Below are 26,624 nucleotides of genomic sequence, written 5' to 3'. Positions count from 1 at the left end.
GATGACCAGCACGACCCACCTCTCGGTGCTGCGCCGGGTGGTGGTGCTGGTCGTCGGTGCCGCGGCCGCGGTCCTGCTCGTGTTCCTCGCGAGCGGCCCGGCCGCGGCGCACGCCGTCCTCGTGGGCACCGACCCGCGGGACGGCGCGGTGCTCGACGCCCCGCCCGACGCCCTCACCATCACCTTCAACGAGCCCGTGCGGGTCGTCGACGGCGGGACGACCGTGCTCTCCGCGGACGGTTCCGACGTCGCGGTCGACGTCTCCGCGGTCGACGACGCGCTCGTGATCACGCCCGACGGGACGCTCGGCGACGGGACGTACGTCGTGAGCTGGCGCGTGATCTCCCTCGACTCGCACCCGGTCGCCGGGGCGTTCAGCTTCTCCGTCGGGGCGCCGAGCGCGACGACCGTCGAGGCCCGTGTCGCCGAGCCCACCGGTGCGCTCGTCGCCGTGCGCGCAGCCGACCAGGCGGCGGTCTACCTCGGCACGCTCCTCGTCGCCGGCCTCGTCGTCTTCGAGCTCCTCGTCCTGCACGCCACGCCCGGGGCCATGCCGCGCGTGCGGTCGCGGTTGCAGCGTGCCCGGCTCGTCGGCCTCGCGACCGGCGTGGTGGGGCTCGTGCTGAGCGTGCCGCTCACGACGGCGTGGCAGGCGGGCGGCGGGCTGGACGCCGTGCTCGACGTCGCGACGTGGCGCTCGGGCCTGACCTCCGACACCGCCCTCGCGGCCGCGCTCGGCGTGGCCGGCCTCGCGGCCGCGGCCCTGCTGGCGCCGCGGGCGGCACGCGAGAGCCGCGCCGTCTGGCCGGCGGGCGTCGCGCTCGGCGGGGCGGCGCTCGCGCTCGGCGCCCTCGTGCTCGTCGGCCACACGCGCACCTTCGGGCCGACGGTGCTCGTCGTCGCGGCCGACGTCCTGCACGTCGTCGCCGGGGCCGTGTGGATCGGCGGCGTCGTCGGGCTCGCGCTCGTGCTCGCACGCTCGTCCCAGGTCGACGAGCGGCGTGCCGCCGTGACCGTGACGCGCTTCTCCGCGCTCGGCGCGTGGGTCGTGCTCGCCCTCGCGCTCACGGGCGTCGTGCTGGGCTGGCGGATCGTCGGGACCGTCGAGGCGCTCGTCTCGACCGCGTACGGGCAGGCGCTCCTCGTCAAGGTCGGCGTCGCGCTGTGCGTCGTCGGCGTCGCGGCGTGGAACCGCTACCGGCTCGTCCCGTCCTTCGCCGCACGGTCGGGCCGCGGGACGACGAGCCGCACGGCGGGAACCACCGAGGCGGCGACCGGCGCGCCGGCCTCGCGCCGGCTCGGCCGGACCGTCGCGCTCGAGGCAGGGCTGCTCGTCGTCGTGCTCGCCGTGACCGGCGTGCTGGTCTCGCGCAGCCCGGTAGACGGGGTCGCGACCGCTCCGGCGGAGACCGACGCCGCACCGGCCGCCGTCGAGGAGACCCGGCCGCTCGGCGACGGGACGCTCGAGGCCCGGGTCACGCCGGGCGCCGTCGGCGTCAACGCGCTCGAGCTCGTCCTGCTGGGCGCCGACGGGGCACCGCTCGAGCCCGTCGGGGACCCCGAGCTCACGACGACGCTCGCCGATCCCGCGCTCGGGCCGTTCGCCCACGCGCTCGTGCGCACCGGGCCGGGGACGTACGAGGCCCCGCTCGACCTTCCTCTCGCGGGGTCGTGGACGGTCACGGTGCAGGTCCGGACCTCGAAGTACGAGGCCCCTATCGTCGAGATCCCCCTGGAGGTGACGTCATGACCCGTCGACCCCTGCGTCGGGCGACCGCCGCGCTCGTCCTCGCCGCGGCCGGTGTCGTCGCCGCGTCGAGCCCGGCGGCGGCGCACGTGCTCCTCGAGACCGTCGAGCCGCTCGGCGACGGGACCGCGCGGATCACGTTCACGTTCGACCACGGGTGCGACGGCGAGCCCACCGACGCTCTCCGGGTCACCATGCCCGAGGGCGTCGAGCTGCTCGCCGCGGACCAGCCCGACGGCTGGACGTCGGAGGTGGGCGTCGACGGCGTGGCGTGGTCCGGGGAGGAGGCACCGGTCCCCGACGGCGAGCGCGCGGCGTTCACCGTCGACGTCCGGGTCACGGGCGAGATCGGCCAGTCGTTCGCCTTCCCGGCGGTCCAGGAGTGCCCGTCCGGGGCTTCTCACGACTGGAGCGACACCGACCCCTCCGGAGCGCACCCGGCTCCCACGTTCGTCGCGACCGCGGCCACGCTCAGTGCCCCGACCGCGTCACGGCTGCCGGCGAGCGAGCCGCCGACGCCGCTCGCACCGCTCGTCGCGGGGGTCGTCGGTGCGTCCGCGCTCGCCGGTGCGGGCGGGGCGTGGGCGGTCCGCGCGCGTCGGCGTCAGGGGGTCTGACACACTGATCGCGAACGGGATGTGACGCAGGTCACTCTCGTGCGGTGTCCCGAACCACTCCGTCACCCCTCGTTCGCAGGTGGGGGACGTCGTCGCGACGGGTCACGCGACGACACCCGGACCGGTGGCGGTCCGCGACGTGAGCTCCGCTGGGGGGAGCTCACGTGGCGGACCGCCACCGGTTCGTCCTTCCCGGTCCGTCCCCCGCAGGGCGGCAGGGTCAGACCTCGCTGCGCGTGCCGAGCCACGGCGCGAGGACGTCCTCGCGGCCGAGCCAGCGCAGCCCGCCGTCGGCGAGCTCGTCCGCGGTCGCGAGGACCTCGCCGAACGCGTCGAGCAGCCGGTCGCGGTCGTCCCCTCCGGTGTCGGGGTCCGTGGCGCCCACGACGACGATGCGCGTGTGCGGGCGGACGGGCGTCCCCTCCGCGGTGCTCGCGTCGTCCCAGGTGCCGAGCCCGCCGATGCAGAGCTGGCCGCCGGCCCCGTCCCACGCGCACAGCGAGTCGGGCCGGTTGGCGACGTGGAAGACGCCCCGGGAGCGCAACGGTCCGGTCCCGAGGTCCTCGATCCGGCGCAGTAGGCGCTCCGGGTCGAACGGTCGCGCCGAGCGCAGCTCGAGGGTCCAGCTCCGGTCGCCCGGACGGCGCGTGCCGTCCGCGGTGCGCCGGGCGCCGCGTGCGCCGAGCGGGTGCGCGCGCCGCTCGGCGGCGGCGGGGTCGTGCACGCCGCTCGCGAGGTCCGCGACGTCGAGGGCGTGGAGGCCGTCGATCCGGCGGGTGCCGGCACCGCGCAGGCGGTCGACGAGGCCGGAGCCGGTGGGTGCCACCTCGGGCGATCCCGTCGTCACGACGAGGTCGGCGTGCTCGAGCTGGGCCGCGAGCACCTCGCCGATCGCTCGCTCGTCGTCCGGGGTCAGGGCGATCCCCCGCTCGTCGACGAGGTCGTCGCCGAGCAGGTCGTGCTCCACCTCCTCGACGTCCACGACGGCCAGCACGGTCGCCAGACGCAGGCGCTCGAGCTCGCCGCCCGGGGCGCTCGTGCCGGCGAGCGCCCTCGCGACCGGCAGGGACTCGGCGCCGACCGGCAGCGCGAGCGCCACGTGGTCCCAGCGGCCGTCGGCGGCGAGGCGGCGCAGCGTGGGGACGGCGTCCTCGCGCACCGCGCAGGACAGGCACGCGTGCTCGAGCGGGACGCGGACGTCCTCCACCACGCCGGTGGCGTCGACGACGACGCGCCGCAGCTCGCCGTCGGTCGCGAGGATGTCGTGGCGCAGCACCACGGTGCTCTCTCCGCCGACGGCGAGCCCGAAGACGGCCGAGTCGCGCAGGACGGCGTCGACGGTCGCGACGACGCTCAGCGGGAGGCGGGGGTCGAGCGGGTCCGGGTGGTCGATGGTCATGCAGGGGCTCCAGTTCTGGGCGCGGGAACAACCTGGCGGGTGGTCGTGTTGGACTCTACACCTTGACGAGAACGATTCTCAGTACCTATCGTCTCGTCATCGTCCAGGAAGGAACACCATGTCCGCCGTCTGCCAGGTGCTCGGCACCTCGCCGGGGTTCGGCCACTCGATCTCGCACTCCCACGTGCGGACCAAGCGACGCTTCGACCCCAACGTCCAGAAGAAGCGCTACTGGGTGCCCTCGCTCGGGCGCCACGTCACGCTGCGCGTGAGCACGCGCGGCATCAAGACCATCGACCGCAAGGGGATCGACGTCGTCGCGGCGGAGATCCTCGCGAGAGGGGAGAAGCTCTGATGGCCACCCGCCAGGACCTGCGTCCCGTGATCAAGCTGCGTTCCACCGCCGGCACCGGGTTCACCTACGTGACCCGCAAGAACCGTCGCAACGACCCCGACCGGCTCGTGCTGCGCAAGTTCGACCCCGTCGCGCGGCGCCACGTCGACTTCCGCGAGGAGCGCTGATGGCCAAGACGTCGAAGATCGCGCGGAACGAGCAGCGCGCGGTGATCGTCGCCCGGTACGCCGAGCGGCGCGCCGAGCTGAAGCGCGTCGTCGCCTCGCCGACGGCCACGTCCGACGAGAAGGCCGCCGCGGCCGCGGAGCTGCAGCGTCAGCCGCGCGACGCGAGCGCGACGCGCCTGCGCAACCGCGACGTCGGCGACGGCCGCCCCCGCGGCTACCTGCGGAAGTTCGGGATCTCGCGCGTGCGGATGCGTCAGATGGCGCACCGCGGCGAGCTGCCCGGAGTCACGAAGTCGAGCTGGTGACGGCCGCCGCCGTCACGACAGCAGTACGGAGGCAAGCAATGAAGAAGGACATCCACCCCCAGTACGGACCCGTCGTCTACCGCGACAAGTCGGCCGAGTTCGCGTTCCTCACGCAGTCGACGCTCGCGGGCGACCACCCGGGCGGACCGGGCGTGCCGCGCGAGACGGTCGTCTGGGAGGACGGCAGCACCTACCCGGTCGTCGACGTCGAGATCTCGAGCGCGAGCCACCCCTTCTACACGGGCACGCAGCGCGTCGTGGACACCGCGGGCCGCGTCGAGCGGTTCCGTCAGCGCTACGGCGCGCGCGCGCAGGGCGGCGGTGCCCGATGAAGGTCCGCGCCTCGCTGCGCTCGCTGAAGGACAAGCCCGGCGCGATCGTCGTGCGCCGGCATGGCAGGACGTTCGTCATCAACAAGAAGAACCCGCGCTGGAAGGCCCGTCAGGGCTGACCGGGGCGCGCGACGCACCACGGCTCGAGCGATGCACCTCTGCGTGCATCGCTCGAGCCGTTCGTGCATCGGCCGGCTTCCGGGATCTCCTGGCGACGATAATGAGAACGGTTCTGATTACTGTTACTGTGGCGACGAGCCGGGCGACCGGCTTCCTCGGACCCACCGGAAAGGAGTGGGTTCCGCACGCCACCACGCGGAGCCCGACCCACGCATGTCCCTCACCGCACGCCACCGCACCCGACCGCTCGCCGCGCTCGGGATGCTGCTCCCGCTCGCGCTGATCGCCGCCTGCTCGTCCGGCGAGCCCGCCGCCGAGGAGGCCCCGAGCTCGCCCGCCGCGGAGGAGACCGCGAACGAACCGAGCGAGGCCTCGGCCCGCACCCCGCGCCTCGCCGTCACCTACGACGGCGGGATCCAGGTCCTCGACGCCCAGACGCTCGAGGTCCTGGAGGACTTCGAGCTCGACGGCTTCAACCGCCTCAACGGCGCGGGCGACGGCCGCCACCTCCTCGTCTCGACGACCGGCGGCTTCCAGGTGCTCGACGGCGGGGCCTGGGCAGAGCCGCACGGCGACCACTCGCACTACTACACGGCGGACCCCGAGCTCACGGACGTGATGTTCGGCGCCGAGAAGCCGGGCCACGTCGTCGTGCACGCCGGGCGCACCGCGCTGTTCGACGACGGCACCGGCGAGATCGCGGTCTTCGACTCCGGCGACGTCGCGGACGAGTCCCGCGAGGCGCGCGAGCTCGCGACGACGGAGGCGCACCACGGCGTCGCCGTCGAGCTGTCCGACGGCACGCTCGTCGTCTCCGAGGGCACCGAGGACGCGCGCACCGGCATCCGTGTGCTCGACGCCGAGGGCGCCGAGATCGCCGCGTCCGACGAGTGCCCCGGTGTCCACGGCGAGGCCGTCGCCGCCGACGAGGCCGTGCTCATCGGGTGCGAGGACGGCGTCCTCGTCTACAAGGACGGCCAGATCACCAAGGTCGCGAGCCCCGACGCGTACGGCCGCATCGGCAACCAGGCGGGCAGCGAGGAGTCGACGGTCGTCCTCGGCGACTACAAGTCGGACCCCGACGCGGAGCTCGAGCGCCCCACGCGCGTCTCGCTGACCGACACCGCGACGGGCGAGCTGACGCTCGTCGACCTGCCGTCGAGCTACACCTTCCGGTCGCTGGCCCGCGGCACCGAGGGCGAGGCCCTCGTGCTCGGCACCGACGGTCAGATCCACGTCATCGACCCGGAGACGAAGGAGCTCGCGCGCTCGATCCCGGTGATCGACGCGTGGGAGGAGCCCGAGGAGTGGCAGTCGCCGCGACCGGCGATCTTCGTGCTCGACGGCTCCGCGTACGTCACCGACCCGGCGAACCAGGCGATCCACGCGGTCGACGTCGAGACGGGCGAGGTCTGGAACTCGGTCGAGCTCGACGTCGAGCCCAACGAGATCAACGGCATCTCCGGCGACGTCGAGGCCGGTTCGGCCGAGCACGGCGAGGCCGGGCACGCGGAGGAGGAGCACGCCGAGGAGGGTCACGAGCACTCCGAGGAGGAGGGCCACGACCACTCCGACGAGGGCCACGACCACGAGCACGCGGACGAGGAGACCACTCCGGCGGGCTGAGCCCGACCCCGCGCGCCCGCGCCGCACGGCCGCGGTACCCGGTCCGCCGACCGGATGCCGCGGCCGTCCGCGTGCCCAGGCGTTGCCCGACCCTCGCCGGACGCCCACCGATCCACGGAGCACCCCATGACCCGCCCTGACCCGCGCGCTCGCACTCGCGCCGACCGCACTCGCGCCGACCGCACCCGCGCCGACCGCACCCGCGCCGACCGCACCCGCCCGCGACGCCGCGCCGCCTTCGCTGCCGGTGCGATCCTCGCCCTGACGCTCACGGCGGCCTGCACGCCCGCGGGCGCCGACGCCGACGACGGGGTCGAGGTCCTCGCGTCGTTCTACCCGCTGGAGTACGTCGCGGAGCGTGTCGGCGGCGACCACGTCGCCGTCCGCAACCTCACCCCGCCCGCGGCCGAGCCGCACGACCTCGAGCTCTCGCCCGCCCAGGTGCGCCGGATCGGGAGCTCCGACCTCGTCGTCTACCTGTCGGGGATGCAGCCCTCGACCGACGAGGCGGTCGCCGCCCGCGACCCGGAGAACGTGCTCGACGCCGCCGAGGCCGCGGGGCTGGAGGCCGGGCCCGACGGCTCGGCGGCCCCGGCGCCGGAGGGCTCCGCCCTCGACCCGCACTTCTGGCTCGACCCGACGCGGCTCGCGACCGTCGGCCACCAGGTCGCCGAGGAGCTCTCCGCGATCGACCCCGACCACGCCGACGACTACGCCGCGAACGCGCAAACTCTCGAGGCCGACCTCGTCGCGCTCGACGAGGAGTACGCGACGGGCCTCGCGGCGTGCGCGGGCGCGACGCTCGTCGTCTCGCACGCGGCCTTCGGCTACCTCGCCGAGCGGTACGACCTGGTCCAGGTCGGCATCTCCGGGATCGACCCGGAGGCCGAGCCGTCGCCGGCCCGGCTCCGCGAGGTCCGCGGCGTCGTCGAAGAGGCGGGCGTCGAGACGCTCTTCTTCGAGGTGCTCGTGAGCCCGAAGGTCACCGAGACCCTGGCCGCGGACCTCGGCGTGGGCACCGCGATGCTCGACCCGCTCGAGGGGCACACCGACGAGGAGGCCGACTACCTGGGGACGATGCGCGCGAACCTCGGCGCCCTGCAGCAGGGGCTCGTGTGCGAGGCGGCCGGCTGACGCGGCGGCGATCCTCCGGAATCCCGTGAGATGCTCGGGCGTTCCACGGACGGAGGAGGTGGTCGTCGTGCAGAGGATGACGCGGCAGCGTGCCGTGCTGCTCGAGGCGATCGACGCGCAGGCGGGTTTCCGCAGCGCGCAGGACATCCACCAGGACCTGCGCGCCCGGGGTGACGCGGTCGGTCTCGCGACCGTCTACCGCGGGCTCCAGGCGCTGTCGGAGGCCGGAGTCGTCGACACCCTGCGCACCGCGGAGGGCGAGAACCTGTACCGCCGGTGCGCACGGACCGAGCACCACCACCACCTCGTCTGCCGCTCGTGCGGACGCACCGAGGAGATCGACGGCCCGAGCGTCGAGAGCTGGGCCCGCACGGTGGGCTCGTCGCACGGCTTCGTCGACATCGAGCACGTCGTGGAGCTCTTCGGCACGTGCGCGACGTGTCGCGCGGAGGCGTCCGACGCCGGCTGAGGCGCCAGAAGTCGCGCGAAACTCCGCGTGTTCCCTAGTGTTGTCCCCGGTGCACGGCCCCTCGGCTGGCACACTGAGACCGTGACGACGCGTGGTGACCACCGCGCGTCGTGAACCGAGGAAGGGATTCGCATGTCGCTCAACAAGTCCGAGCTCGTCTCGGCCATCGCCAGCAAGGCCGACCTGTCGAAGGCGGACGCGGAGAAGGCCCTCAACGCCTTCCAGGAGGTGCTCATCGAGTCGCTGGGCAAGGGCGAGGCCGTCAAGGTCACGGGCCTCCTGTCCGTCGAGCGCGTCGAGCGTGCCGCCCGCACGGGTCGCAACCCCCGCACGGGCGAGGAGATCTCGATCCCGGCCGGCTTCGGCGTGAAGATCAGCGCCGGCAGCCTGCTCAAGAAGGCCGTCGCCAAGTGACGTCCCGCTGACCGAGCCGTCGTCGGCCGGTCGGCGTGACGAAGGCCCGGGCCCCTCACGGGGCCCGGGCCTTCGTCGTGCTCACCCGGATCCGGCTCGCCGCGCGCCCGGGCGGGAGCGAGCCGGGCGGACGGTCAGGCGTGGACCACGTTCGCGAGGATGCCGGCCTGCGTGAGCCGGGTCCCGATGGCCTGGTCCGCCTCGGAGAACGCCTTGTTCGACCGCGCGACGCCCACCGCGCCGGCCATCGCGCCGTGGCCCGTGGGCCGCTGGACGCGTGCGACGAGGACGCCGTCGTGCTCCATGAAGTCCACCGTGAACACGAGGTGCTGCTGCTTGCCGGCGAACGCGCCGAGCCAGAACGTCCTCGTCTTGCTCCCGCGCTCGACCGACCACTGGCCGCTGGGCTGCGTGGTCACGGTGAAGCCCTGCTCGTGGAGCGCCGTCGCAAGCTGGTGACGGGCGGCGTCGCGGTCGCCGGTGAGGAAGTAGTCGACGGTGGCCATGCGGTGCTCCTGGCGGGTGCGGGGCGCGCGGACGCGCCCGGGCGGAGCCGCGCGAACCGCGCGGCGGGTCGGATGCTACCGGTCCGTACCGTGGATCAGTTGATAACCGTTATCACTACTCGTAGACTCGTCCTCCCGACCCCGGAAGGACCTCCTCATGGCCGTGCCCAAGCGCAAGCTGTCCCGCTCCAACACCCGTGCCCGTCGCTCGCAGTGGAAGGCGCAGGTCGTGCCCCTCGTGACGGTCGTCGTCGACGGGCGGGAGGTCGCGGTGCCCCGCCGCCTCGTCGCGGGCGTGCGGCGCGGGCTCGTCAGCCTCCCCGAGTGACGCGCCGGCAGGGCTCCCGGCCATGAGCACCCGGCCGTGACGGACGGGCCCGACGGCGCGGGGTCGCCCGGGCGGCATGCCGAGCGTGGCAGCATCGTCCGGTGACCGAACCGACCACCCGCCGCGCGGCGCGCATCACAGGGCACCCCGGCGGGTCCGGCGCGGTCCACGCGCACGCCCACGGGCCCGCCGCTCCCGCGACCCGGCGCGTGCGGGTGACCCTCACCGCGCTGCTCGTCCCGCTCCTGCTCGCGACCCTCGCCGGGCTCGTCGCGCTCTGGCCCGCGGCCTCCGACGTCCCCGCGAGGATCCCCGTCGCCGCGGAGGGCAGCTCGGTGCTGCGCGCGACGGTCACAGGGCCGGTGGACGAGGAGACGTCGTCGGTCCTCGCGCGGCTCGACGACGGGTCGCGCGCCGGGGGCCAGGACGTCGGTGGCGACGAGATCACCGTGCAGGCGCCGCCCGAGTACCTCGCCTACGGCTTCGACGAGGGCGACCGGCTGCGCGTCCTGTTCATCTCCGGCGCGGAGGCCGGCGGGGGGACGCCGTTCGTGTTCCTCGACTTCGAGCGCGGGCTGCCGATCGGGATCCTCGCGGCGGCGTACGCGCTCGTCGTGCTGGCCGTCGCGCGGTGGCGCGGCCTCGCGGCGCTCGCGGGCCTCGCGGGCGCGTTCGCCGTCATCGGCTGGTTCACGCTCCCCGCGCTCCTCACCGGCCAGGACGCCCTCGGCGTCGCGCTCGTGACGTCGTCGCTCGTCATGTTCGTCGTCCTGTACGTCGCCCACGGCTTCACGGCCCGGACGTCGACGGCGCTGCTCGGCACGCTCGTCGGCCTCGCGCTCACGGCGCTGCTCGGGTCGTGGGGGTCGGGCGCGTCGAACATCACGGGGCTGACGTCCGAGGAGTCGCTGTGGATCCCGCAGTACGCGCCGGCGATCGACATCCAGGGCGTCGTCCTGTGCGGGCTCGTCCTCGCGGGCATGGGCGTGCTCAACGACGTGACCATCACCCAGGCGTCGGCCGTGTGGGAGCTGCGCGCGGTCGCGCCGCTCGCCACGCGGGCCGAGCTCTTCACGCGCGCCATGCGCATCGGCCGCGACCACATCGCCTCGACCGTGTACACGATCGCCTTCGCGTACGTCGGGGCGGCGCTGCCGCTGCTCATGGCGGTGTACCTGTCGGACCAGTCGCTCGCGACCAGCCTCACCTCCGGGGAGATCGCGGAGGAGGTCGTGCGCACGCTCGTCGGGTCGATCGGGCTCGTCCTCGCGATCCCCGTCACCACCGCGATCGCGGCGGTCGCGGTGCCGGGCGCCGTGGCGACCGACCCGTCGTCGTCCACCGGGCAGTCGCCCGCCGCGCTGTCCTCCAGCGTGCCGACGGGCGCCGCGACGGCGTGACGCCGGGTGGCGTCACGCCGTCCACGAGACCGGGAGCGGTCAGACGATCTCGTAGTTGACGGACCACACGCCGTTGGTGCCGAAGCCGCACTGCACGTCCCACCAGCGATTCTGAGACTGGCTCCACTGCGCGGTGAACTCCACGGGCGTGCCGATCCAGCAGTTGACGGTGTACTTCACGAGGCCGGAGCCGGAACAGCTGTGGTGCACGCGCACCATGCCCCAGCCGTCGATCGGCTCGGACCACGCCGCGTCGCAACTCAGGCCTGCTGCCTGGCTGGTTGCGGTCGGCTGTCCGGCGGCCTGGGCGCCGGTCGCGCCCACGGTGGCGAACGCGGTGGCGAGAGCGACGGCGCCTGCTGCGGCGGTGGCGCGTCGAACGAGGTTCCTGGAGGTCATGATTCACCCTTCCGCCCTCTCGGGGCGTCGGTCGGGAGCGTGGGTCAGAACGAGAAGGTCGCGCCGATGAGCGTGTTCGTCGGCTCGTGGCACGTCACCGGGATGGAGATGCTCTGGCCGGTGGCGAAGTAGTGCGTCACCGTCTGGTCGTTGAACAGGCAGTCGATCGTGTAGGTCACCTGAGTGCCGCCCGAGCAGCTGTGCACGAGCCGCCCCTCGTAGTCCCAGGGCCACGCCTTGTCGACGGCGACCGTGCCGCACTCGTTCGGTGCGGCGAACGCGGGCTGAGCGGCGATACTCAGACCGGTAACGGCGAGCGCCGCGCTCGCGCCGACGGCGAGCGCCCGTCGCAGGGGTCGTTGGCTTGCCATGTGATACCACTCCTTGGCTCAATCGTGCTGCGGATAGGTGGATCTCATTGCTCTTCGACCGTCTCAACGCGCGATAGGCCTTGCAACTGGAATGCATCTACCGTGCGTGCGTCGCGAGTGAGGCGTAGTCTCGCGCGCTCGGACAGGACTGCCTTCACCGGACTGCCACGATTCCCGCCGCGGACACGGCCCCCACGGTGCGCGCGGTTTCGCCAGGATGTCCGCATGAGAGAGCCGTGGGTCGACGTCGCGCTGGCGCGGCTGCCCGACACCCGTTCGTGCCCCGCGTGCGCCGCGCCCCTGCGCTCCACCCGCTGCGACCGCTGCCGTCTCGACCTCGTCGGGCCGCTCGCGTTCGCGGTCGACGGCGCGTCGCGCGAGGCCGCCGACGCGCTCGGACGGCGCCAGGACGCCCTCGACGCGCTGCGGGCCGCTCAGCCCGACGCCGCGGCGTGGGCACGCGCAGCCGACCGGCAACGCGCCGCCGCACCCCCCGGCGTCTACCAGGTCGGGTCGTCGCCGGGCCCCGCGCGGTCCGGGACCCGCTCCCTCGCGGGGCCGCCGACCCCGATGCGCCCGCTCGACCCGTCGGGACGCGGGGCCGCGCCCCTGCCGCCCCGGACGGGGCCTGCGCCGTCGCCGTCGCGCGGCCGACCCGTGGTCCCGACCGCGGGCGCGGTCAGGTCGACCGCCCCCACCCGCGGGACCGGTGCTTCGGGGGGCGTCGGCCTGCAGCCGGTGCTCGCCGCCGCCGGCGCGGGGCTTCTCGCCGTGTCCGTGGTCGTCTTCGTGTTCTTCACGTTCGGCGACGCCCTCGCCCTGCGGGCCGTCGCGACCGGGGTGGTCACGGTCCTCACGCTCGCCGCCGCGGTCCTGCTCCGCCGCACGGGGCTGCGGTCGTCGGCGGAGGCCGTCGCGGCGCTCGCGGTCGTGCTCGCTCTCGTCGACGCGGAGCTCGCGCTCCAGGCAGGGCTCCTCACCGGCGCCGACCCGCTGCTCGCCCGCGCCCTGGCGCTCGGCGGCACCGTCGTCGTGCTCGGCGTCGTGGGGGACCGCGCCCGTGTCCGCGCCTGGGTGACGAGCGCGGTCGTCCTCGCTCCGGTCGTGCCCCTCCTCGCCGCCGGCGTGGAGCCGAGCGCCTGGTCCTGGGTGCTCGGGCTGCTCGCGGCGAGCCTCGTGTCCTCGACGACGGGTGTCGTCGCACGCCGCACGGGCCCGCGCCTGGGCTCCGCGCTCGCACCCGAGCGACGACTGTCCCAGGTCGTGCGGTCGGTCTTGTTCCCGCTGGCCGTGCTGGTCTCCCTCACCGCGCTGGACACGCCCGGCACGCCGGGGCGCCTCACGGCGTCGGGGCTCGTGCTGGTGTGCGCGCTCGTCGGGGTGGCCTTGCGGCTGGTCACGCACGAGCGCGCGTGGCTCGCCGCGACGGGCGTGACCGCGGTGCTCGCCGCCGGGCTGCTCGGCGTGTCGGACGACCTGCTCCGGCTGGGGCTCGTCCCCGCGTGCGCGGCCCTCGGCTGGCTCGCTCTCGTCGCCGGGAGCGAGCCGCGCGTCACGACGGCGCTCCGCGGCGGCACGCCCCTGGCGACCCGTTCCCGGTCCGACCTCCTGCTCGGCGGCGGTGCGACCGTCCTGCTGCTCGGCACGGGCGCGCTGCTCGGGCTGCCCGCCCGCGTCCTCGACGTCGTCGCAGGTGCGGCCGGCGGACCGGTCGCACGGCTCGGGACCACGGCGCTCGGCAGCGACGCCTGGTGGACGCCGTCCGCGGACGGCGCGGCGAGCACGTCCTGGGCGGGACCGCTCGTCACCGGTGTGCACGTCGGCGTGCTCGCACTCCTCGTCGTCGCGCTCGTCGCCGGGCGGCTCGCGCTCGGCAGCCCGAGCGTCCTCGCCGCCGCGACCCCCGGCTCGCCCGCGATCCCCGGCACGGCAGCGGGACGTGTCCGGACCGACAGTCCTGTCACGACCGGGGGGCGCGCGACCGCGCCGTGGTTCGCCCTGGCGCTCGTCCTCGGGCTCGTGCTGGACCCGCGGCTCGCGGGCGTGTCGTCGCTCGTGCTGCTCGCCGTGGTCGCGGCCCTGCTCCTCGTGGCGTGCACACGGCGCCGCGTCGCGACGGCGGGCGGCGAGGTCGCCCGGTGGCGGACCGTCGGCGTCGTCGGCGTCTTCGCCGCGACCGGCCTCCTCCTCGTCGGCTCCTGGACGTCGCGGCCGACCGCGACCGTCGGTGCCGTGGCCGTCGGTGCGCTCCTGCTCGCCGCGCGGGCGACGGTGCCGCGCTCCACGCACGCGGCGCTCGTCGCGACCGCGTACGCGTACGGGCTCGTCGTCCTCGGTGTGACGCTCGGCTGGGCCGGTCTGAGCGGCGTCGCCGCCCTGTGCACGGTGTCTGCGGTCGCGTCGGTCGTGGCGCTCGCGACGACGCTCGTCCGGCACGTGGGGCGCGACACGTGGTGGGCGGTCCTCGCCGTCACGGCCGTGCCGTTCGTCGTGGGCGTCGCGACCGTCGCCACCGAGCGCAGCTGGTGGTCCGTCGTCGCGTGCGTCGCGATGCTCGCGCTCGAGGTCGTCCTCGTCGTCACGCGACGAGCCGGCACGGCACCGGGGCTGCGGCTCGCCGGCGCGGGCCTCGCCCTGCCGACGGCGTCCGTCGCCGTCGTGAGCGCGGGGGCGATGCTGGTGCCCGGGAGCGGCTCTCCCGTCGTGCTGCCCGTCGTCGCGGCGCTCGTCGCCGCGGTCGCGGCCGCTGCCCGTGGCGTCGACCGCGCGGTCGTCGCGCGCGCGGGCGACGCGCACGGGGTCCGGACGGTGCTGGAGGGCAGCGCCGCGCTCACCGGGGCGATCACCGTCGGGCTCGCCTACGCGCGTCCCGCCGCGGGGCCCGACGTCGCCGTGGCGGTCCTCCTGCTCCTCGCGGTCGGTGCGGCGCTCGTCGCCCGCACGCCCGACCGCACCGCGACCTGGTGGCTCATGGGCGCCCTGTCCACCGTCGCCGTCTGGACGGCGCTCGCGGACGCGGGTGTCGGCCTCGTCGAGGCGTACACGGCACCGCCCGGCCTCGCAGCCCTCGTCGTCGGCGTGCTCCTCGCACGGCGCGGGCGCCGCGGCTGGGACCTCGCGACGGCGGGCGGCGCGCTGCTCGTCGCGCCGTCGCTCCTCGTCCTGGTGGCACGGCCTGGCGCAGGGGACGTGCGCGCGACCGCCCTCGTGGCGGCAGCCGGACTGCTCGTCGTCGGAGCCGCCGCCCTGGTGTCACGACGGCGGCCCGCCCCCGCGTGGGCGCGTCCAGCAGTGTTCCGGCTCTGTGGTCTCGCGGTCCTCGCGGCGAGCGCCGGGACCGTCGAGTCGCTCCACGTGGCGCACCTGCAGGGCGGGGGAGCGCTGTTCGTGCTCGGATCCGCGTGGGCGCTCGCCGGTGGGGCGTGCGCGGCGGGTGCGGGCCTGCTCGCGGCGCGCGGCGCACCGCGGTCGTGGCGCGGCCGGGTCCGGGCCTGGGCCGCGGCTCCCGCGCTCGTGCTCGCGGTGGCGGGCGTCGTCGCGAACGTGCGACCCGTGTGGGGGTCGATCGCCGCGGTCTGGGCGGTCGAGGTCCTCCTCCTGGTGCTCGTCGTCGTCGGCGTCCGGCGAGCGCTGCGCGGTCTCGGCGACCTGCCTCCGGCGTGGTTCACGTGGCTGCTCGCGCTCGTCGCGGCGATCGGCGCGTGGTCACCCCGCGAGCTGCGCGTCGAGGTGTTCTCGCTGCCTCTCGGCGCGGGCCTGCTCGTCGCCGGCTATCTCGCGTTCGTGGCGACGTCCACGCCCGCGCTGTCGTCGGGCGCCGCACCCTCGGGCCCCGGCCGCGCGGACGGCGGGCCGGGTGCCGCTACCGGTGCCGGACGTCGGGCATGGCCCCTCGGACGCGTCGGGTCGTGGGCGCTGCTCGCGCCGGGCATCCTCGCGACGCTCGGTCCGTCGGTCCTCGCGACCTACACGGACGCGCGGACGTGGCGCGCGATGCTCGTCGTGGTGATCGCCCTCGCGGCGGTGCTCGTCGGGACCCGCAAGCACCTCGCGGCGCCGTTCCTCCTCGGCGTCGCGGTGCTCCCGGTGGAGATCCTCGTCGTGTTCGTGTCCCAGCTCGGGACGCGCATCTCGGCCGGGCCGTGGATGCTCACGCTCGCCGCGGCGGGCGGCCTGCTCCTGATCATCGCGACCTACTACGAGCGGCGCATCGCCGCGTACGACGGCGCCGCCGCCTACGTGCGCGACCTGCGCTGAGCTGCGCTGAGCTGCGCAGCGTCGGCGGAGACGCGTGGTCCACGGTCGCGCGGCGTCGGCTCAGCTCCGGCGCCGCCAGCAGCGGCGACGGGCGTACACATCTGATCGATGATGGGCCAGGATGAACCCGCCAGAGCCCGACGTCGGTCGTGCTCCCGGGCGTCGGGTCGCGGCCGGGCCTTCCGGGCGTCGCACCGCGCAGGGCGTTCCGGCGTCTCACCGCGCAGGGCGTTCCGGCGTCTCACCGCGCAGACGTGCCCGGCGGGACATCGAGGCCCCTGGCGAGACATCCGACCCCTGACGACACGGAGCCTTCTGTGACTCTCGCGCCCGACCCCCGCGGTGCCCTGCCGGACACCGAGCTCTCGGCCGTCGCGCTCCGGTACGACGCGCCCGCGGGCGACTGGTCCTCCGAGTTCCTCCCCCTCGGCAACGGACGTCTCGGGGCGACGCTGTCCGGCGGGCTGGACGAGGAGGTCGTCCAGCTCAACGAGCACAGCCTGTGGGGCGGGACGAACGGCTACGACAACGCCCTCGCGGGCGTGCCCGACGACGCCTTCGACATCGGTGTCACGGGCTTCGGCTCCTATCGCGCGTTCGGCGTGCTGCGGGTTGCCTTCGCCGAGGACACGGGTGTGGGCGCGGCCGAGGACGGGCCGGGCGCCGGGCGTGCCCCGGGAGCCGCAGGTCCCACCGGCTACCGCCGGGCGCTCGACCCGGCCGTCGGGATCCACACCACGACGGTCCCCGGCCCGGCCGGGACCGTGCGGCGCGAGGCCTTCGCGAGCCACGTCGCGGACGTCCTCGTGCTGCGCTGCACGACCGACGCGCCGTCGGGCCTGACCGCCACGATCACGCTCGACTCGGCGCAGGAGGACGCCCCGACCGTCGTCGACGGGCAGGCTCGTCGGCTCGCGTTCCGCGGCGTGCTCGCCAACGGCTTGCGCCACGCGGCCACCGTGCAGGTGATCGCCACCGCGCCGGGGGGCGGTACGGGGGAGCAGGACGGCACGCACGACGGCGATCACGACGGCGGTCACGGCGATGGTCACGGCAGCCACGAGGGAGTCCAGCCCACGGTCGAGGTCACGTCGGACGGGACCGCGCTCCGCGTCGTCGGCGCCGCGGGCCTCACGGTGCTCGTCGACGCCCGGACCGACTACCGCCTGAGCGCCGCGCACGGCTGGCGGGGCGAGGACCCCGTGCCGGTGCTCGACGCGGCGCTCGCCGCGGCGGCGGCGCGGCCGTTCGAGGAGCTGCGTGCCGAGCACGTCTCCCACGTCGGTGAGGCGATGTCGCGCGTGCACGTCGACTGGGGGACGTCCGCGCCGGACGTGGTCGCGCTGCCGACGGACCGCCGGCTCGCGCGCTACGCCGACGGCGGCGAGGACCCGTCGCTCGAGCAGACGCTGTTCGCGTACGGGCGCTACCTGCTGCACGCGTCGTCGCGCCCGGGCGGCCTCCCGGCGAACCTGCAGGGCCTGTGGAACGACGAGAACCAGCCGCCCTGGGGCTGCGACTACCACACCAACATCAACGTCCAGATGAACTACTGGGGTGCCGAGACCACGGACCTCCCCGAGACGCACGAGGCGCTCGCGGCGTTCGTCGAGCAGGTGGCCGTGCCGAGCCGCGTCGCGACCCGGAACGCGTTCGGCGCGTCGACACGAGGCTGGACAGCCCGCACGTCGCAGAGCATCTTCGGCGGCAACGCGTGGGAGTGGAACACCGTCGCGAGCGCCTGGTACGCGCAGCACCTCTACGAGCACTGGGCCTTCACCCAGGACCGCGCGTTCCTCGAGGCCACGGCCTACCCCGTGCTGCGCGAGGTGTGCGAGTTCTGGGAGGACCGGCTCGTCGAGCGGCCCGACGGCGCGCTCGTCGCCCCGGACGGCTGGTCGCCCGAGCACGGGCCCCGCGAGGACGGCGTGATGCACGACCAGCAGATCGTGCGCGACCTGTTCGAGAACTACCTGGACTGCGCCGCGGCGCTCGACGCCGACCCGGACCACCGCGCCGTCGTCGCCGGCCTGCTGGGCAGGCTCGCGCCGAACAGGGTCGGGCGGTGGGGCCAGCTCCAGGAGTGGCAGGAGGACCGGGACGACCCCGAGGACCTCCACCGGCACACGTCGCACCTGTTCGCGGTGTTCCCCGGGCGGCAGATCACGGCCGCGACGCCCGGGCTGCGGGACGCCGCGCTCGTCTCGCTCAAGGCCCGGTGCGGCGAGCGGGACGGCGTGCCGTTCGACGAGGCGACCGTCTCGGGGGACAGCCGTCGTTCGTGGACGTGGCCCTGGCGCGCGGCGCTGTTCGCGCGGCTCGGCGACGCGGACCGCGCGCTGTGCATGGTCCGCGGGCTCCTGCGGTTCAGCACGCTGCCGAACCTGCTCGCGACGCACCCGCCGATGCAGCTCGACGGCAACCTCGGCATCACCGGGGCGGTCGCGGAGATGCTGCTCCAGAGCCACGACGGGTTCCTCCATCTGCTCCCCGCCCTGCCCGCCGCCTGGTCGGCCGAGGGCTCCTTCGCCGGTCTTCGCGCGCGTGGCGGCTACGGGGTGAGCGCGCGGTGGCGCGACGGCAGGGTCGTCTCGTACGACGTCGTCGCGGACCGCGCGCCCGACGCCCGCCCCGTGCGCGTCCGGGTCGACGGCGAGGACCGTCGTGTCGTGCCGGCGCACGGCGGCGCCCCGATGCTGGACCTCGGCTCCTGGGCGAGCCAGGGCTGAACCGACCCGATCTCGCCGGGCGGGCCCGCGGTGCAGGACCGCTCAGCGCGACCTGCGCTGCTTCTCGATGAGCGGGCGCAGCCGGTAGGGGATGAGCTCGCCCATCGACAGCGAGGTCTCGGTCCGCTCGACGCCGTCGATCGCGAGGATCGCGGCGTCGATGCGGAACAGGTGGTCGGTGTCGCGGCAGGCCACGGTCACGCGCAGGTCGGCGGTGCCGCTGCGGCCGTGCGCCTGCACGACCTCCGGGATGCGCGCAACGTCCTCGACGATGCGCGCGAGCTCCTTCTGCCGCAGCTGCACCTCGACGAACGCGACGAGCGGGTGGCCGAGCACGTGCGGGTCGATGCGCCGGTCGAGGTCGAGGAAGGCGCCCTCGGCCTCGAGCCGGGCGAGCCGCGCGGCGACGGTGTTGCGGGAGAGCCGCAGCCGGTCGGCGAGCGCGACGATCGTCGCCCGCGGGTCGTCGGCGAGAGCGAGGAGGAGGTCGAGGTCGACAGCGTCGGCGCTGTGCATGCTGCTCAACGTAGCACCGTGACGGCCGTCACTCTGCGCAGCGTGTCGGACGTCGGTGGAGCCATGTGCGTGACCGGGGTTACGTTCGCCCTACCCGGTCCTCGACGATGAGGTCCGGCTCCCAGCAGTACTCGAAGGCGAGGTGGCATGGTGGCCAGCGAACCTGCGGTGCGGACCGGCTCGACGACGGTGGAGACCCTGCCGACGGAGCACGACGGTCACCGTGCGGAGACCCCGCGCGACGCACGAGCAGAGCAGGACGACGAGACGCGCACGGTGCGCCTCCTCGACCCCGACGGCACGCGCCGTCCGGACGCGGAGCACGACCGGTGGCTCTCCGACCTCGATCTCCGCGCGGACGACGGCCCGGCCCGGGACGCCGCCCGGTCGGTGCTCCTGCGGCTCTACGAGGACATGGTGGTCGCGCGGCGTCTCGACGCCGAGGCGACGGCGCTCCAGCGCCAGGGCGAGCTGGCCCTGTGGCCGCCGCTGCTCGGCCAGGAGGCCGCGCAGATCGGGTCGGCGCGCGCGCTGCGGCGTGACGACTTCGTCTTCTCGTCCTACCGCGAGCACGCCGTCGCGTCGGTGCGGGGCGCCTCGCCGGTCGACCTCGTGCGCGTGTGGCGGGGCGTCACGGTCTGCGGCTGGGACCCGTACGCGATCGGCATGGCGTCGCCGCAGGTCATCATCGGTGCGCAGGCCCTGCACGCGACCGGGTGGGCGATGGGCGTCCAGCTCGACGTCGACGCCGGCCGCGTCGACCCGGCGGGCGGCCTGCCCGTGGGCGTCGCGTACTTCGGCGACGGTGCGATGAGCCAGGGCGACGTCAACGAGGCGTTCGTCTTCTCCGCGACCTACCGCTCGCCCGTCGTGTTCGTGTGCCAGAACAACCAGTGGGCCATCTCCGAGCCGGTCGAGCTCCAGTCGCGCGTGCCCCTCGTCGAGCGTGCCCGGGGGTTCGGCATGCCGGGCGTGCGCGTCGACGGCAACGACGTGCTCGCCGTGCTCGCCGTGACGCGCGCGGCGCTGGACCGCGCCCGGCACGACGGCGGCCCCACCCTGGTCGAGGCCGTCACGTACCGGATGGGACCGCACACCACCGCGGACGACCCGAAGCGCTACCGCGACGCCGCCGAGCTCGAGCTGTGGGCGGGGCGCGACCCGGTCGCGCGCTACGCGGCGTACCTGCGCGGCGTCGGGGTGCTCGACGACGCGGAGGCCGGGCGCGTGCAGGACGTCGCCGACGCGGCCGCCGCCGAGCTGCGCGCCGGGTGCGTCGCGCTCGAGGACCCGCCGCCGTCGTCGCTCTTCGAGCACGTGTACGCCGAGCCGCACGCGCCCCTCGCGCGCGAGCGCGCCGACTACGCGCGCTATCTCGCGTCGTTCGACGACGGTGCGGGCAAGACGGACGGGTCGGGCGCCGCCGCGGCGTCGGGCACGGGGACGCACGGGAGGGCGGGACGATGACGACGACCCTCACGCTCGCGAAGGCGCTCGGCGCGGGCCTGCGCCGCGCGATGACCGACGACGACCGCGTGGTCGTCATGGGCGAGGACGTCGGCCGGCTCGGCGGCGTCTACCGGGTGACCGACGGCCTGCAGGCCGAGTTCGGGCCGCGGCGCGTGCTCGACACGCCGCTCGCGGAGTCGGGGATCATCGGCACGGCGGTGGGGCTCGCGATGCGCGGGTACCGGCCGGTGTGCGAGATCCAGTTCGACGGCTTCGTGTTCGTCGCGTTCGACCAGATCGTGTCGCAGCTCGCGAAGATGCACGCGCGCACCGCCGGGAGGGTGCGGCTGCCGATCACGATCCGCATCCCGGTGGGCGGCGGCATCGGTGCGGCCGAGCACCACTCGGAGTCGCCCGAGGCGCTGTTCGCGCACGTCGCCGGGCTGCGCGTCGTGTCCGTCGCGACCCCGCAGGACGCGTCCACGGTGCTGCGGCAGGCAGTCGCGTGCGACGACCCGGTGATCTTCTTCGAGCCCAAGCGGCGGTACCACCTCAAGGGCGAGGTCGAGGAGATCCCGCTCGCGCTCGCGCCGCCGATGGACCGCGCGCACGTGCTGCGCGAGGGGCGCGACGTCACGCTCGTCACCTGGGGCGGGCTCGTCGGGACGGCGCTCGACGCCGCCGTCGCCGCGTCGGACGAGGGGGTGTCGGTCGAGGTGGTCGACCTGCGGTCCCTGTCCCCGATGGACCACGACACGGTCGCCGCGTCCGTGCGCCGGACCGGCCACCTCGTGGTCGCGCACGAGGCGCCGAGCCACGCCGGGCTCGGTGCCGAGGTCGTCGCGACCATGACCCACCGCTGCTTCGAGCACCTCGAGGCCGCGCCCGTGCGCGTCACCGGGCACGGCATGCCGTACCCGCCGGCGCGGCTCGAGAGCCACTACCTGCCGGACCTCGACCGCATCCTCGACGGGGTCGACCGGGTGCTCGGCCGGGGGCCGGGTGGGGGCGCGGTCCCCGTCCCCGCCGAGCCCGCACGGGCGTCCGAGCTCGAGGGGGTGTCGCGGTGATGACGACACGCGAGTTCCGCCTCCCCGACCTCGGGGAGGGCCTCACCGAGTCCGACATCGTCATCTGGCACGTCCACGCGGGCGACCGCGTCGAGCTCAACCAGGTCATCGCCGAGGTCGAGACGGCCAAGGCGCTCGTCGACCTGCCGTCGCCGTACGCGGGCGTCGTCGCGACGCTGCACGCCGTCGAGGGCCAGACGGTGAACGTCGGGGACCCGATCGTCACGTTCGAGGTCGACGACCCCGCGGCGTCGGGCGACCGCACGCCGACGGGCCCGGCGTCACCGCCCGACGCCGAACCCGGGGACGTGCGCCGACCGGAGGCCCGGGTGCCGCTGAACCCCGGGCTCGGCGACGACGAGCGAGCCGGTGACGTCGAGGTCGGTCCGGCCGGTGCCGACGCCCGCGACGTCGTGGAGCCGAACCTCGTGGGGTACGGCGCGCGCCCGGACAGCACGGGCCGCCCGGCGCGCCGCCGTCGCCTCGGCAGCCGGGCACTGCCCGAGGACCCGGGGTCACCCGAGCGGAGCACCGCGCCCTCGGGACAGGCCGCCACCGAGCGGCCGCGGTCGACGCCGCCGGTGCGCGCGCTCGCGAAGAAGCTCGGTGTGCACCTCGAGCGCGTCGAGGGAACGGGCCCCGGGGGTCTCATCACGCGCGCCGACGTGCTCGCGGCGGTGAGCTGCCACCGCGACGTCGCACCGAGCCACGTCGCGGCGCCCGGCGGGGACGGGCACCGGGACCGGTACGTCGGCGCGAGCCCGGTCCTCCCGACGACCGGTCCCGCGACCGCCGTCGAGCGCGTCCCCGTGCGCGGCGTGCGCAAGCACACGGCCGCGGCGATGGTGGCGAGCGCGTTCACCGCGCCGCACGCGACGGTCTTCCTCACGGTCGACGTCACGCGCAGCGTCGAGCTGCTCGACCGCCTGCGCACGCACCGGCTCGCGCGGGACAGCCGCGTCACGGTGCTCGCCCTCGTCGCCCGCGCGCTGTGCGTCAGCCTCGCGCGGCACCCCGCGCTCAACAGCGCCTGGCACGACCTGCCCGACGGCTCCGCCGAGATCTGGCGGCACCACGACGTGCACCTGGGGATCGCGGTCGCGACGGACCGCGGGCTCGTCGTGCCGCACGTCCCGCACGCCGACGCGCTCGACCTGCCGGCGCTCACGGACGCGCTCGTCGAGCTCACCGCGACGGCCCGCGCCGGCCGCACGCCGCCCGAGCGGCTCACGGGCGGCACCATCACCATCACGAACGTCGGGGTGTTCGGCGTCGACGCCGGGACGCCGATCCTCGTGCCGGGCGAGGCGGCGATCCTCGGGCTCGGCGCGGTCCGACGGCAGCCGTGGGAGCACGAGGGCGAGGTCGCCCTGCGCGACGTCGCCACCCTCAGCCTGTCGTTCGACCACCGCGTCGTGGACGGCGAGCAGGGCGCCCGCTTCCTCGCGGACCTGGGGGCGCTGCTCGAGGACCCCGGCCTCGCGCTCCTGGGTGGCCCGACCCGCCGCACCCCGGGTCCGACGGCACCGGACGGCGACCCTGACGCACGACCCGGGGTTCGCCGCGCGGAGAGGACGACCGCGTGACCGTCCTGACGACCGCCGTCGACCCGGGCTCGCCGGCCGCCCAGGCGAACGACGCCGCGCAGCGTGCGCTCGCCGAGGACCTGCGCGAGCGCACGGCCGCCGCCGCGCTCGGCGGTCCGGCGTCGGCGCGCGACCGGCACGTGTCGCGCGGCAAGCTCCTCCCGCGCGACCGCGTGGACCGGCTGCTCGACGAGGGCAGCCCGTTCCTGGAGGTCGCGCCCCTCGCGGGCCACGGCGTCGACGACGGCGCGTGGCCGGCCGCAGGGGTCGTCGCCGGCGTCGGCCTCGTGAGCGGCCGTCAGGTCATGGTCGTGTGCAACGACGCGACGGTGAAGGGCGGCACGTACCACCCGCTCACGGTGAAGAAGCACCTGCGCGCGCAGGAGATCGCGCTCGAGAACCGGCTGCCGTGCGTCTACCTCGTCGACTCGGGCGGCGCGTTCCTGCCGCGCCAGGCGGAGGTGTTCCCCGACCGCGACCACTTCGGGCGCATCTTCTTCCACCAGGCCCGGCTCTCCGCCGCGGGGATCGCGCAGATCTCCGCCGTGCTCGGCTCGTGCACCGCGGGCGGCGCGTACGTGCCCGCGATGAGCGACGAGACCGTCATCGTCCGTGACCAGGGCACGATCTTCCTCGGCGGGCCGCCGCTGGTGAAGGCCGCGATCGGCGAGGTCGTCACGGCCGAGGAGCTCGGGGGCGGCGAGCTGCACGCGCGGCGCAGCGGCGTCGTGGACCACCTGGCCGAGGACGACGACGACGCCCTCGACACCGTGCGCCGCATCGTCGCGACGCTGCCGCCCGACCCGGAGCCCGCGTGGGACGTCGAGCGCACCGAGCCGCCCGTCGTCGGCGCCGACGACCCGGCCGGACGGGGCGCGAGCCTGTACGGCGCCGTCCCGACCGACGTCCAGGCCCCGTACGACCCGCGCGAGATCGTCGCGCGCCTCGTCGACGGCAGCCGCTTCCACGAGTTCAAGCGCGAGTACGGCGACACCCTCGTCACGGGGTTCGCGCGGATCCACGGGCACCCCGTGGGGATCCTCGCCAACCGCGGCGTGCTGTTCGGCGCGTCGGCGCTCAAGGGCGCGCACTTCGTCGAGCTGTGCGACCAGCGCGGCATCCCGCTGCTGTTCCTGCAGAACATCTCCGGCTTCATGGTGGGCACGGACGCCGAGGCGGGGGGCATCGCGAAGGACGGCGCGAAGATGGTCACGGCCGTCGCGACGACACGCGTCCCGAAGCTCACGGTGATCGTCGGCGGGTCGTTCGGCGCCGGGAACTACTCGATGTGCGGACGCGCGTACTCGCCGCGGTTCCTGTGGTCGTGGCCCGCGAGCCGCATCTCCGTCATGGGCGGGCCGCAGGCCGCGTCGGTGCTCTCGACGGTCAAGCGCGACCAGCTCGCCGCGCGGGGCGAGAGCTGGGACCCGGACGAGGAGGCCGCGTTCGCCGACGGCATCCGCGCCTCCTACGACGAGCACGGCAACCCGTACTACGCCACGGCCCGGCTGTGGGACGACGGCGTCGTCGACCCCGCCGACACGCGTCGCGTGCTCGGCCTCGCCCTCGGCGTGTGCGCGCGCACGCCGCTCGCCTCCCTCGGCGTGGCCGAGCAGACCAGCGCCCGGTTCGGGCTCTTCCGGATGTGACGCCCGTGACCGTGCAGCCCGTCCCCCCGAGCCCGCCCGCGGCGCGGCCGTTCGGCACCGTCCTCGTCGCCAACCGCGGCGAGATCGCGTGCCGCGTGATCGGCACGCTGCGCCGCCTCGGCACCCGGTCGGTCGCGGTGTTCTCCGACGCCGACGCCGGGGCGCGCCACGTGCGCGAGGCCGACGTCGCGGTGCGCCTCGGACCGGCGGCGGCCACCCGGTCGTACCTCGACGTCGACGCCGTCGTCGCCGCAGCCGTCGCGACCGGCGCCGACGCTGTCCACCCCGGCTACGGCTTCCTGTCGGAGAACCCCGCCCTCGCGACCGCGTGCGCGCGCGCCGGGATCGCGTTCGTCGGTCCGGGTGTCGACGCGCTCGAGGCGATGGCCGACAAGCTCGCCGCGAAGCTGATCGTCGCCGCGCGCGGCGTGCCCGTCGTCCCCGGCGCGGGCGAGCCCGGGATGTCCGACGGCGCGCTGCTCGCCGCCGCGCCCGACGTCGGGTTCCCCCTCCTCGTCAAGCCGTCCGCCGGCGGCGGGGGCAAGGGCATGGTCGTCGTGCGGTCGGCGGACGACCTGCCGGTCGCGCTCGCGTCCGCGCGGCGGGTCGCGTCGTCGTCGTTCGGCGACGACACGCTCCTCCTGGAGCGGCTCGTCGAGGCGCCCCGCCACGTCGAGGTCCAGGTCCTCGCGGACGCGCACGGGAACGTCGTCCACCTCGGCGAGCGCGAGTGCTCGCTCCAGCGCCGCCACCAGAAGGTCGTCGAGGAGGCGCCCTCGCCGCTGCTCTCCGTCGCCGGGCGCGCGCGGATGGGCGAGGCCGCGTGCGAGGTCGCGCGGTCCGTCGGCTACGTCGGCGCGGGGACCGTCGAGTTCCTCGTCCCCGCCGCGGCGCCCGACGAGTTCTTCTTCATCGAGATGAACACCCGCCTGCAGGTCGAGCACCCCGTCACCGAGATGGTCACGGGCCTCGACCTCGTCGAGCTCCAGCTGCGCGTCGCGGCGGGGGAGCGGCTGCCGCTGCGTCAGGACGAGGTCGTGCTCCGCGGCCACGCCGTCGAGGCGCGCGTCTACGCCGAGTCGCCCGACCGCGGCTTCCTCCCCGCGACGGGGACCGTGCTCGCGTACGACGACGGCGGCGTCGACGCCGGGCCCGGCGCGTCGCCGCTGCGCCTCGACTCCGGGATCGAGAGCGGGACCGTCGTCGGCGGGGACTACGACCCGATGCTCGCGAAGGCCGTCGCGTGGGCGCCGACGCGCGCGGCGGCGATCGAGCGGCTCGACGGGTTGCTCGCGCGGACGGTCGTGCTGGGGGTCGAGACGAACGTCGGCTTCCTGCGGTCGTTGCTCGCCGACGAGGACGTCCGGGCAGGGCGGCTCGACACCGGCCTGATCGACAGGTTCCTCGGTGCTGGTGCTGGTGCTGGTGACGTGGTCGGGTCCGGCGAGGGGGTCGGGGGTGCGCGCGCCGTCTACCCTCCGCGGGCTCGTTCCTCGCCCGCTCCCGCCAGACCCGACCACGACGGCGCGCACACCCCCGACCCCCTCACCTCGTCCGGTGGGTCGCCTGTCGACGGCGGCGTGCACAGCTCCGACCCCCTCGCCTCGTCCGGTGTGTCGCCCGTCGACGGCGGCGTGCGTGGCTCCGACCCCCTCGCCTCGTCCGGTGTGTCGCCCGTC

At 75.3% G+C, this 26,624-nt stretch carries 24 protein-coding genes and 1 pseudogene; 20 read left to right on the top strand and 5 right to left on the bottom strand.

Features of this window, described 5'->3' with window-relative positions:
- The first annotated feature begins 1 nt into the window (after window position 1).
- Complete coding sequence (locus tag ACWPWV_RS06030) at window positions 2-1,750, top strand: copper resistance CopC/CopD family protein (protein WP_454042024.1); 1,749 nt, start codon at window positions 2-4, stop codon at window positions 1,748-1,750.
- Window positions 1,747-2,364 (top strand): DUF1775 domain-containing protein, encoded by a 618-nt coding sequence (locus ACWPWV_RS06025; RefSeq protein ID WP_454042023.1) that lies wholly within the window; start codon window positions 1,747-1,749, stop codon window positions 2,362-2,364. The genes ACWPWV_RS06030 and ACWPWV_RS06025 overlap by 4 nt, the downstream gene beginning before the upstream one ends.
- Before the next feature lie 220 nt (window positions 2,365-2,584).
- Here the strand turns inward: ACWPWV_RS06025 and ACWPWV_RS06020 are convergent, their stop codons facing one another.
- Window positions 2,585-3,763 carry a CobW family GTP-binding protein gene (locus ACWPWV_RS06020; RefSeq protein WP_454042022.1) on the bottom strand — a complete coding sequence of 393 codons (1,179 nt, stop codon included), beginning with the start codon at window positions 3,761-3,763 and terminating at the stop codon, window positions 2,585-2,587.
- Window positions 3,764-3,881: 118 nt separating this feature from the next.
- On the opposite strand from ACWPWV_RS06020, the gene rpmB reads away from it, so the two are divergent.
- The 9 genes from rpmB (at window position 3,882) to ACWPWV_RS05975 (ending at window position 8,685) form a co-directional block, all read left to right on the top strand.
- Complete coding sequence (rpmB, locus tag ACWPWV_RS06015; RefSeq protein ID WP_435737980.1) at window positions 3,882-4,118, top strand: 50S ribosomal protein L28; 237 nt, start codon at window positions 3,882-3,884, stop codon at window positions 4,116-4,118.
- The gene (rpmG, locus tag ACWPWV_RS06010) at window positions 4,118-4,285 is read left to right on the top strand and encodes a 50S ribosomal protein L33 (RefSeq protein ID WP_251152020.1); all 168 of its coding nucleotides are present in this window, start codon (window positions 4,118-4,120) and stop codon (window positions 4,283-4,285) included. The genes rpmB and rpmG overlap by 1 nt, the downstream gene beginning before the upstream one ends.
- Window positions 4,285-4,590: a 30S ribosomal protein S14 gene (rpsN, locus tag ACWPWV_RS06005; protein ID WP_454042021.1), complete on the top strand. Its 306-nt coding sequence runs from the start codon at window positions 4,285-4,287 to the stop codon at window positions 4,588-4,590. Before rpmG ends, rpsN begins: the two co-directional genes overlap by 1 nt.
- A 38-nt stretch (window positions 4,591-4,628) precedes the next feature.
- A complete protein-coding gene (locus ACWPWV_RS06000; protein WP_454042020.1) occupies window positions 4,629-4,922 on the top strand; it encodes a type B 50S ribosomal protein L31 in 294 nt (97 codons plus the stop codon).
- Window positions 4,919-5,041 carry a type B 50S ribosomal protein L36 gene (gene ykgO / locus ACWPWV_RS05995; protein ID WP_454042019.1) on the top strand — a complete coding sequence of 41 codons (123 nt, stop codon included), beginning with the start codon at window positions 4,919-4,921 and terminating at the stop codon, window positions 5,039-5,041. Before ACWPWV_RS06000 ends, ykgO begins: the two co-directional genes overlap by 4 nt.
- Before the next feature lie 214 nt (window positions 5,042-5,255).
- A complete protein-coding gene (gene aztD, locus ACWPWV_RS05990; RefSeq protein WP_454042018.1) occupies window positions 5,256-6,668 on the top strand; it encodes a zinc metallochaperone AztD in 1,413 nt (470 codons plus the stop codon).
- 126 nt (window positions 6,669-6,794) lie between these two features.
- On the top strand, window positions 6,795-7,802 hold the full coding sequence (locus ACWPWV_RS05985) for a metal ABC transporter substrate-binding protein (protein WP_454042017.1): 1,008 nt from the start codon (window positions 6,795-6,797) through the stop codon (window positions 7,800-7,802).
- A 76-nt stretch (window positions 7,803-7,878) separates the two neighbouring features.
- Complete coding sequence (locus ACWPWV_RS05980; protein ID WP_251152274.1) at window positions 7,879-8,271, top strand: Fur family transcriptional regulator; 393 nt, start codon at window positions 7,879-7,881, stop codon at window positions 8,269-8,271.
- A gap of 132 nt (window positions 8,272-8,403) precedes the next feature.
- On the top strand, window positions 8,404-8,685 hold the full coding sequence (locus ACWPWV_RS05975; protein ID WP_087470693.1) for an HU family DNA-binding protein: 282 nt from the start codon (window positions 8,404-8,406) through the stop codon (window positions 8,683-8,685).
- 134 nt (window positions 8,686-8,819) lie between these two features.
- On the opposite strand, the gene ACWPWV_RS05970 is transcribed toward ACWPWV_RS05975, so the two are convergent.
- Window positions 8,820-9,191: a hypothetical protein gene (locus tag ACWPWV_RS05970; RefSeq protein WP_454042016.1), complete on the bottom strand. Its 372-nt coding sequence runs from the start codon at window positions 9,189-9,191 to the stop codon at window positions 8,820-8,822.
- Window positions 9,192-9,348: 157 nt separating this feature from the next.
- On the opposite strand from ACWPWV_RS05970, the gene rpmF reads away from it, so the two are divergent.
- Both rpmF and ACWPWV_RS05960 read left to right on the top strand, forming a co-directional pair.
- Entirely contained in the window at window positions 9,349-9,519 is a 171-nt protein-coding gene (gene rpmF / locus ACWPWV_RS05965) for a 50S ribosomal protein L32 (RefSeq protein ID WP_454042015.1), read from the top strand.
- 101 nt (window positions 9,520-9,620) lie between these two features.
- Window positions 9,621-10,919, top strand: coding sequence for a YibE/F family protein (locus tag ACWPWV_RS05960; RefSeq protein ID WP_454042014.1), 1,299 nt, complete (start codon window positions 9,621-9,623; stop codon window positions 10,917-10,919).
- Window positions 10,920-10,958: 39 nt separating this feature from the next.
- Here ACWPWV_RS05960 and ACWPWV_RS05955 read toward each other — a convergent pair whose 3' ends face one another.
- A complete protein-coding gene (locus ACWPWV_RS05955; protein ID WP_454042013.1) occupies window positions 10,959-11,318 on the bottom strand; it encodes a hypothetical protein in 360 nt (119 codons plus the stop codon).
- A 44-nt stretch (window positions 11,319-11,362) separates the two neighbouring features.
- A complete protein-coding gene (locus ACWPWV_RS05950) occupies window positions 11,363-11,689 on the bottom strand; it encodes a hypothetical protein (RefSeq protein WP_454042012.1) in 327 nt (108 codons plus the stop codon).
- Between the two features lie 225 nt (window positions 11,690-11,914).
- Here ACWPWV_RS05950 and ACWPWV_RS05945 point away from each other — a divergent pair, with 225 nt between their 5' ends.
- Both ACWPWV_RS05945 and ACWPWV_RS05940 read left to right on the top strand, forming a co-directional pair.
- A complete protein-coding gene (locus ACWPWV_RS05945) occupies window positions 11,915-15,946 on the top strand; it encodes an SCO7613 C-terminal domain-containing membrane protein (RefSeq protein WP_454042011.1) in 4,032 nt (1,343 codons plus the stop codon).
- A gap of 317 nt (window positions 15,947-16,263) precedes the next feature.
- Window positions 16,264-18,675, top strand: a complete 2,412-nt coding sequence (locus ACWPWV_RS05940) for a glycosyl hydrolase family 95 catalytic domain-containing protein (protein WP_454042010.1) — start codon at window positions 16,264-16,266, stop codon at window positions 18,673-18,675.
- A 42-nt stretch (window positions 18,676-18,717) separates the two neighbouring features.
- On the opposite strand, the gene ACWPWV_RS05935 is transcribed toward ACWPWV_RS05940, so the two are convergent.
- On the bottom strand, window positions 18,718-19,191 hold the full coding sequence (locus ACWPWV_RS05935; protein ID WP_454042009.1) for an Lrp/AsnC family transcriptional regulator: 474 nt from the start codon (window positions 19,189-19,191) through the stop codon (window positions 18,718-18,720).
- 147 nt (window positions 19,192-19,338) lie between these two features.
- On the opposite strand from ACWPWV_RS05935, the gene ACWPWV_RS05930 reads away from it, so the two are divergent.
- From ACWPWV_RS05930 to ACWPWV_RS05910, 5 genes and pseudogenes are all read left to right on the top strand, one after another.
- Window positions 19,339-20,658 (top strand): thiamine pyrophosphate-dependent dehydrogenase E1 component subunit alpha, encoded by a 1,320-nt coding sequence (locus ACWPWV_RS05930; protein WP_454042008.1) that lies wholly within the window; start codon window positions 19,339-19,341, stop codon window positions 20,656-20,658.
- Window positions 20,655-21,710 carry an alpha-ketoacid dehydrogenase subunit beta gene (locus ACWPWV_RS05925; RefSeq protein WP_454042007.1) on the top strand — a complete coding sequence of 352 codons (1,056 nt, stop codon included), beginning with the start codon at window positions 20,655-20,657 and terminating at the stop codon, window positions 21,708-21,710. Before ACWPWV_RS05930 ends, ACWPWV_RS05925 begins: the two co-directional genes overlap by 4 nt.
- Window positions 21,710-23,296: a dihydrolipoamide acetyltransferase family protein gene (locus ACWPWV_RS05920; protein WP_454042006.1), complete on the top strand. Its 1,587-nt coding sequence runs from the start codon at window positions 21,710-21,712 to the stop codon at window positions 23,294-23,296. The genes ACWPWV_RS05925 and ACWPWV_RS05920 overlap by 1 nt, the downstream gene beginning before the upstream one ends.
- The gene (locus tag ACWPWV_RS05915; protein WP_454042005.1) at window positions 23,293-24,945 is read left to right on the top strand and encodes a carboxyl transferase domain-containing protein; all 1,653 of its coding nucleotides are present in this window, start codon (window positions 23,293-23,295) and stop codon (window positions 24,943-24,945) included. Before ACWPWV_RS05920 ends, ACWPWV_RS05915 begins: the two co-directional genes overlap by 4 nt.
- Window positions 24,942-26,351: pseudogene (locus ACWPWV_RS05910) on the top strand (acetyl-CoA carboxylase biotin carboxylase subunit); the annotation flags it as partial. The gene ACWPWV_RS05915 and the pseudogene ACWPWV_RS05910, both read left to right, overlap by 4 nt.
- Window positions 26,352-26,624 lie beyond the last annotated feature (273 nt).

Source organism: Cellulosimicrobium sp. Marseille-Q8652, from assembly GCF_965112045.1.
This window is presented reverse-complemented; position numbering and strand designations above follow the sequence as displayed.

Excerpts from the sequence above, each read along its gene's own strand:
- ACWPWV_RS06030 (WP_454042024.1), top strand. The coding sequence starts at position 2 with ATGACCAGCACGACCCACCTCTCGGTGCTGCGCCGGGTGGTGGTGCTG.
- ACWPWV_RS06025 (WP_454042023.1), top strand. The coding sequence starts at position 1,747 with ATGACCCGTCGACCCCTGCGTCGGGCGACCGCCGCGCTCGTCCTCGCC.
- ACWPWV_RS06020 (WP_454042022.1), bottom strand. The coding sequence starts at position 3,763 with ATGACCATCGACCACCCGGACCCGCTCGACCCCCGCCTCCCGCTGAGC.
- rpmB (WP_435737980.1), top strand. The coding sequence starts at position 3,882 with ATGTCCGCCGTCTGCCAGGTGCTCGGCACCTCGCCGGGGTTCGGCCAC.
- rpmG (WP_251152020.1), top strand. The coding sequence starts at position 4,118 with ATGGCCACCCGCCAGGACCTGCGTCCCGTGATCAAGCTGCGTTCCACC.
- rpsN (WP_454042021.1), top strand. The coding sequence starts at position 4,285 with ATGGCCAAGACGTCGAAGATCGCGCGGAACGAGCAGCGCGCGGTGATC.
- ACWPWV_RS06000 (WP_454042020.1), top strand. The coding sequence starts at position 4,629 with ATGAAGAAGGACATCCACCCCCAGTACGGACCCGTCGTCTACCGCGAC.
- ykgO (WP_454042019.1), top strand. The coding sequence starts at position 4,919 with ATGAAGGTCCGCGCCTCGCTGCGCTCGCTGAAGGACAAGCCCGGCGCG.
- aztD (WP_454042018.1), top strand. The coding sequence starts at position 5,256 with ATGTCCCTCACCGCACGCCACCGCACCCGACCGCTCGCCGCGCTCGGG.
- ACWPWV_RS05985 (WP_454042017.1), top strand. The coding sequence starts at position 6,795 with ATGACCCGCCCTGACCCGCGCGCTCGCACTCGCGCCGACCGCACTCGC.
- ACWPWV_RS05980 (WP_251152274.1), top strand. The coding sequence starts at position 7,879 with ATGACGCGGCAGCGTGCCGTGCTGCTCGAGGCGATCGACGCGCAGGCG.
- ACWPWV_RS05975 (WP_087470693.1), top strand. The coding sequence starts at position 8,404 with ATGTCGCTCAACAAGTCCGAGCTCGTCTCGGCCATCGCCAGCAAGGCC.
- ACWPWV_RS05970 (WP_454042016.1), bottom strand. The coding sequence starts at position 9,191 with ATGGCCACCGTCGACTACTTCCTCACCGGCGACCGCGACGCCGCCCGT.
- rpmF (WP_454042015.1), top strand. The coding sequence starts at position 9,349 with ATGGCCGTGCCCAAGCGCAAGCTGTCCCGCTCCAACACCCGTGCCCGT.
- ACWPWV_RS05955 (WP_454042013.1), bottom strand. The coding sequence starts at position 11,318 with ATGACCTCCAGGAACCTCGTTCGACGCGCCACCGCCGCAGCAGGCGCC.
- ACWPWV_RS05950 (WP_454042012.1), bottom strand. The coding sequence starts at position 11,689 with ATGGCAAGCCAACGACCCCTGCGACGGGCGCTCGCCGTCGGCGCGAGC.
- ACWPWV_RS05945 (WP_454042011.1), top strand. The coding sequence starts at position 11,915 with ATGAGAGAGCCGTGGGTCGACGTCGCGCTGGCGCGGCTGCCCGACACC.
- ACWPWV_RS05935 (WP_454042009.1), bottom strand. The coding sequence starts at position 19,191 with ATGCACAGCGCCGACGCTGTCGACCTCGACCTCCTCCTCGCTCTCGCC.
- ACWPWV_RS05930 (WP_454042008.1), top strand. The coding sequence starts at position 19,339 with ATGGTGGCCAGCGAACCTGCGGTGCGGACCGGCTCGACGACGGTGGAG.
- ACWPWV_RS05925 (WP_454042007.1), top strand. The coding sequence starts at position 20,655 with ATGACGACGACCCTCACGCTCGCGAAGGCGCTCGGCGCGGGCCTGCGC.
- ACWPWV_RS05920 (WP_454042006.1), top strand. The coding sequence starts at position 21,710 with ATGACGACACGCGAGTTCCGCCTCCCCGACCTCGGGGAGGGCCTCACC.